At 67.3% G+C, this 5,752-nt stretch carries 5 protein-coding genes; all 5 read left to right on the top strand.

All coding sequences use genetic code 11. The features are described from left to right. The first annotated feature begins 40 nt into the window (after nucleotides 1-40). A complete protein-coding gene (locus VFH59_RS14105; protein ID WP_325165544.1) occupies nucleotides 41-1,294 on the top strand; it encodes an NADH-quinone oxidoreductase subunit D in 1,254 nt (417 codons plus the stop codon). A gap of 21 nt (nucleotides 1,295-1,315) precedes the next feature. Then, on the top strand, nucleotides 1,316-1,843 hold the full coding sequence (gene nuoE / locus VFH59_RS14100) for an NADH-quinone oxidoreductase subunit NuoE (protein ID WP_325165543.1): 528 nt from the start codon (nucleotides 1,316-1,318) through the stop codon (nucleotides 1,841-1,843). Between the two features lie 4 nt (nucleotides 1,844-1,847). Then, on the top strand, nucleotides 1,848-3,173 hold the full coding sequence (nuoF, locus tag VFH59_RS14095) for an NADH-quinone oxidoreductase subunit NuoF (protein WP_325165542.1): 1,326 nt from the start codon (nucleotides 1,848-1,850) through the stop codon (nucleotides 3,171-3,173). Then, the gene (nuoG, locus tag VFH59_RS14090) at nucleotides 3,173-5,506 is read left to right on the top strand and encodes an NADH-quinone oxidoreductase subunit NuoG (protein ID WP_325165541.1); all 2,334 of its coding nucleotides are present in this window, start codon (nucleotides 3,173-3,175) and stop codon (nucleotides 5,504-5,506) included. The genes nuoF and nuoG overlap by 1 nt, the downstream gene beginning before the upstream one ends. Before the next feature lie 3 nt (nucleotides 5,507-5,509). Continuing rightward, on the top strand, nucleotides 5,510-5,752 hold a 243-nt coding region (locus VFH59_RS14085; protein WP_325165540.1), incomplete at its 3' end, for an NADH-quinone oxidoreductase subunit H.

Here is a 5,752-nt window from a genome sequence, read left to right as displayed (position 1 = left end):
CCGCCGACAACTGGCGCCAGAACTGAAGGGCCGCGACGTCATGCAGGAAATCCGCAACTACACGATGAACTTCGGCCCGCAGCATCCGGCCGCGCACGGCGTGCTGCGCCTGGTGCTGGAGATGGACGGCGAGACCGTGGTCCGCGCCGACCCGCACGTGGGCCTGCTCCACCGCGGCACCGAAAAGCTGGCCGAGTCCAAGCCGTTCAACCAGTCGATCGGCTACATGGATCGCCTGGACTACGTCTCGATGATGTGCAACGAGCACGCCTACGTGCGCGCGATCGAGACCCTGCTGGGCATCGAGGCGCCGGAGCGTGCGCAGTACATCCGTACGATGTTCGACGAGATCACCCGCATCCTGAACCACTTGATGTGGATCGGCTCCAATGCGCTCGACCTGGGCGCGATGGCGGTGTTCCTGTACGCGTTCCGCGAGCGCGAGGAACTCATGGACGTCTACGAGGCGGTCTCGGGCGCGCGCATGCACGCGACCTACTACCGCCCGGGCGGCGTCTACCGCGACCTGCCGGATCGCATGCCGCAGTACAAGGAGTCGCCCTGGCACAAGGGCGCGGACCTCAAGCGCATCAACTCGGCCCGCGAAGGCTCGATGCTGGACTTCATCGAGGAGTTCACGCGCATCTTCCCCTCGCGCGTGGACGAGTACGAAGACCTGCTGACCAACAACCGCATCTGGAAGCAGCGCACCGTCGGCATCGGCGTGATCAGCCCGGAAATGGCCAAGGCCTGGGGCATGACCGGCGCGATGATCCGCGGCTCGGGCGTGGAATGGGACCTGCGCAAGAAGCAGCCCTACGCCAAATACGCCGAGATGGACTTCGACATCCCGGTCGGCGTCAACGGCGACTGCTACGACCGCTACCTGGTGCGCGTCGAAGAGATGCGCCAGTCCAACCGCATCATCAAGCAGTGCGTGGACTGGCTGCGCGCCAATCCCGGTCCGGTGATGGTGACCAACTTCAAGGTCGCGCCGCCTTCGCGCGCGGAGATGAAGGAGAGCATGGAAGCGCTCATCCATCACTTCAAGCTGTTCACCGAGGGCTACGGCGTGCCCGCCGGCGAAACCTACTGCGCGGTCGAGGCGCCCAAGGGCGAGTTCGGCTGCTACCTGGTCTCCGACGGCGCCAACAAGCCCTTCCGCGTGCACCTGCGCGCGCCGGGCTTCGCCCACCTCTCGTCGATGGACGCCACCGTCAAGGGCCACATGCTGGCCGACGTGGTGGCGATGATCGGCACCTACGATCTCGTGTTCGGCGAAGTCGACCGCTAAGCCGGCACCACGGAGATTCCCATGAAGGCCACCGGAAATTACGAGCAGGTCAAGCACGTCGATCCGCTCGTCGTGCTCAGCGAGCACACCCGCCACCACATCGACGAATGGGTCGCCAAGTTCCCGGCCGACCGCAAGCGCTCGGCGCTGATCCAGGCGCTGTTCGCCGCGCAGGAGCAGAACAAGGGCTTTCTCACCGACGACCTGATCGTGGCGGTGACGAAGTATCTCGACCTGCCCGCCGTGTGGGGCTACGAGGTGGCGAGCTTCTACTCGATGCTCGAGACCAAGCCGGTCGGCCGCAACAACGTGGCCATCTGCACCAATATCTCGTGCTGGCTCAACGGCGCCGAGGGCCTGGTGCGCCACTGCGAGAAGAAGCTCGGCGTCAAGCTCGGCGAAAGCACGCCGGACGGGCGCGTGTACCTCAAGCGCGAAGAGGAGTGCATCGCCGCCTGCGTGTATGCGCCGGCGATGACGGTCAACGGTCACTACCACGAGCGGCTCACGCCCGAGAAGCTCGATGAGATCCTGGATGGGCTGGAGTAACGGCATGGCGACGAGTACCGGTCCGGTCGGACCCGCACCCCAGGACCACCAGGTCGTCTACACCACGCTGCATTTCGACACGCCGTGGTCGATGGACAGCTACGAAAAGGTCGACGGCTACAAGGCGTGGCGCAAGATCCTCGCCGAGAAGCCCGATCCGGCCGGCCTGATCGACGAGGTCAAGAAGTCGAGCTTGCGCGGCCGTGGGGGCGCGGGCTTCCCCACGGGCCTGAAGTGGTCGTTCATGCCCAAGGGCACGATGCAGAAGTACATCCTCTGCAACTCGGACGAGTCCGAGCCGGGCACGGCGAAGGACCGCGACATCTTGCGCTACAACCCGCACGCGGTCATCGAGGGCCTGGCGATCGCCTGCTACTGCACCGGTTCGACCGTCGCCTACAACTACCTGCGCGGCGAGTTCCACCACGAGCCGTACGAGCACTTCGAGGCGGCGCTTAAGGAGGCCTACGCGGCCGGCCTGCTGGGCAAGAACATCGGCGGCAGCGGCATCGATGTGGACATCTACACCGCGCTCGGCGCCGGCGCCTACATCTGCGGCGAAGAGACTGCGCTGATGGAGTCGCTGGAAGGCAAGAAGGGCCAGCCGCGCTTCAAGCCGCCGTTCCCGGCCAACTTCGGCCTGTACGGCAAGCCGACCACGATCAACAACACCGAGACCTATGCCTCGGTGCCGGCGATCCTGCGCAACGGCGCCGATTGGTTCCTCAATCTCGGCAAGCCGAACAACGGTGGCCCGAAGATCTTTTCGGTCTCCGGCCACGTGAACAATCCGGGCAACTTCGAGATCCGTCTGGGCACGCCGTTCAAGGACCTGCTGGCGATGGCCGGCGGCGTGCGCAACGGCAACCAGCTCAAGGCGGTGATCCCGGGCGGCTCCTCGATGAAGGTGCTGCCGGCAGCCACCATGCTCGAGTGCACCATGGACTACGACAGCCTGATGAAGGCCGGCTCGGGCCTGGGCTCGGGTGCCGTCATCGTGATGGACGACACCACCTGCATGGTGCGCGCCTGCCACCGCATCGCGCGCTTCTACATGGCCGAGTCCTGCGGCCAGTGCACCCCGTGCCGCGAAGGCACCGGCTGGATGTACCGCGTACTCAGCCGCATCGTGGAAGGGAAGGGCACCGAGGACGACCTGCATCGTCTGAAGGCGGTCGCCGGCCAGATCGAAGGGCACACCATCTGTGCCTTCGGCGAGGCCGCCGCCTGGCCGGTGCAGGGCTTCCTGCACCACTTCTGGAACGAATTCGAATACTTCGTCGAGCACGGGCGCTCGATGACCGACGACAAGCTTGGAGTCGCCGCCTGATGAGCGCGCAGCCGACCACCACCGCCCCCGATCTCGTCAACATCGAGGTCGACGGCAAGCCCACGCAGATCCGCAAGGGCGCGATGATCATCGAAGCCGCCGACTCGATCGGCGTGGCGATCCCGCGTTTCTGCTACCACCGCAAGCTCCCGATCGCCGCCAACTGCCGCATGTGCCTGGTCGACGTGGAGATGGGCGGCAAGCTGATGCCCAAGCCGCAGCCGGCCTGCGCGACCCCGGTGGCCGAGGGCATGAAGGTGATGACGCGCTCGGACAAGGCGCTGAAGTTCCAGAAGGACGTGATGGAGTTCCTTCTGATCAATCACCCGCTGGACTGCCCGATCTGCGACCAGGGCGGCGAGTGCGAGCTGCAGGACGTGGCGCTGGGCTACGGCCGCAGCGTGTCGCGCTACACCGAGCGCAAGCGCACCATCGCCGACGAGAACATCGGGCCGCTGGTCGCCACCGAGATGACCCGCTGCATCCAGTGCACGCGCTGCGTGCGCTTCACCAGCGAGATCGCCGGCACCTACGAACTCGGCGGCATGAACCGCGGCGAGAACCTGCAGATCGGCACGTACATCGGCAAGACGGTCGAGACCGAGCTCTCGGGCAACATCATCGACGTCTGCCCGGTCGGCGCGCTGACCAACAAGCCGTTCCAGTTCAAGGCGCGCGCCTGGGAGCTGATCGCGCGTCCGTCGATCGCCTACCACGATGCGCTGGGTTCGAACCTGTGGCTGCACACGCGCCGCGGCGAAGTGTTGCGCACCGTGCCGCGCGACAACGAAGCGATCAACGAGTGCTGGCTGTCCGACCGCGACCGCTTCAGCTACCAGGGCCTGTACGCCACTGATCGCCTGCATGCGCCGGAAATCAAGCGCAATGGCCAGTGGCAGCAAACCAGCTGGGAGGAGGCGCTCTCGGCCGCCGCCGAGGCGCTGAAGTCGGTACCGGGCAGCGAGCTGGGCATCCTGGCTTCCCCTGCGACCACCAACGAGGAAGGCGACCTGCTGGTGCGTCTGGCCCGCGGGCTGGGCAGTGCGCATGTCGACCATCGCCTGCGCCAGCTCGACCTGTCCGACCGCCCGGTGGCGGCCCGCTTCGAGGTGCCGGTGGCCGAGGTCAGCCTGGTCCAGGGCGCGCTGCTGGTGGGCGCGGATCTGCGCTACGAAATGCCGCTGCTGAACCATCGTCTGCACCAGGCGGTCAAGCGCGGCGCCAAGGTGTACACGGTCAACCCGGCCCGCTTCGGATTCAACTATGCGCTCGCGGGCGAGGCGATCGTGTCGCCGGCGGCGCTGGTCGATGCGCTGCTGGCGCTGGCCAAGGCTGCAGTCGCTGACGGCGCCAGCGCCCCGGTCGCGCTGGCCGACGCGATCAACGGTGCGCAGCATGACGAGGGTGACCGCGACGCGATTGCCGTCCTCAAGGCCGGCAAGGCGGTGGTGATCCTCGGTGAAGCCGCCTCGACGCACCCGCAGGCTTCGTGGCTGCGTGCCGTCGCACGTTTCATCGCACAGGCCACCGGCGCGGGCTACAACGAGCTGCCGGTCGGCGCCAACGCGCTGGGCCTGGGTCAGGGCGGCGTGCTGCCGGGCAACGGTGGCCTGGACGCGCAGGCGATGCTCGCCCAGCCCCGCAAGGGCTACGTGCTCTATGGCGTCGAGCCGCCGCACGATTTCGCTGACGGCGCCAAGGCGCTGGCTGCGCTGCGCGGCGCGCAGGCGGTGGTGGCGTTCAGCGCCTACGCCAGCCCCGCGCTGCGCGAGGTGGCCAACGTGATCCTGCCGATCGCGCTGCTGCCGGAAACCGACGGCACGCTGGTCAACGTGGATGGCTTGCCGCAGAGCGCCATTGCCGGCGCCAAGGCGCCGGGCGAGGTGCGCGGGGGCTGGAAGGTGTTGCGCGCCCTCGGCGGCATGCTGCAGCTGGCCGGCTTCGAATTCGACGACCTGGCCGGCCTGCGCGAGGGCATCACCGAGCGTCCGCAGCCCGCACACGGCACCGCGCTGGCCCCGCGCCAGGCGTCGGCTGCCGGCACGCTGGTGCGCCTGGCAACCTGGCCGATCTACCGCAGCGATGCGGTGCTGCGCCGGGCCACGGCGCTGAACGCGCATCCGATCAACCGTCCGGCGGCCGTGCGCATGAACGCCAACGAGGCCATGCACCACGGCCTGACCTCCGGCGCGCAGGTGCGCATCGCCGATGCGCTGTTGCCGGTCGCGGTCGACCCGGCCGTCCCGGATGGCGCGGTATGGATCGAAGCCGCGCACGACCTGACCGCCACGCTGCCGCCGTACGGCGCGGCCATCACCCTGAGCAAGGCGTAATCCATGGGCGAACAACTCCTCAACGAGCTGGTCTGGCCGGTCATCTACATCCTGTGCATCGCGGTGCCGCTGATCCTGGCGGTGGCCATGTTCGTGTACTGGGAGCGCAAGGTCATCGGCTGGATGCACGTGCGCATGGGGCCGAACAAGGTCGGCCCCTGGGGCCTGCTGCAGGCCTTCGCCGACGTGGTCAAGCTGCTGATCAAGGAAGTGATCCTTCCCTCCAGCGCCAACCGCTTCCTGTAC

It is taken from the genome of Frateuria sp., assembly GCF_035695185.1.
Taxonomy (GTDB): Bacteria; Pseudomonadota; Gammaproteobacteria; order Xanthomonadales; family Rhodanobacteraceae; genus Frateuria_A.
Note: the sequence above shows the minus strand (reverse complement) of the source record. Positions and strands in the feature narration are given on the sequence as shown.

Bases quoted from the DNA above. Each gene is read 5' to 3' on its own strand.
- VFH59_RS14105 (WP_325165544.1), top strand. From the start codon at position 41: ATGCAGGAAATCCGCAACTACACGATGAACTTCGGCCCGCAGCATCCG.
- nuoE (WP_325165543.1), top strand. From the start codon at position 1,316: ATGAAGGCCACCGGAAATTACGAGCAGGTCAAGCACGTCGATCCGCTC.
- nuoF (WP_325165542.1), top strand. From the start codon at position 1,848: ATGGCGACGAGTACCGGTCCGGTCGGACCCGCACCCCAGGACCACCAG.
- nuoG (WP_325165541.1), top strand. From the start codon at position 3,173: ATGAGCGCGCAGCCGACCACCACCGCCCCCGATCTCGTCAACATCGAG.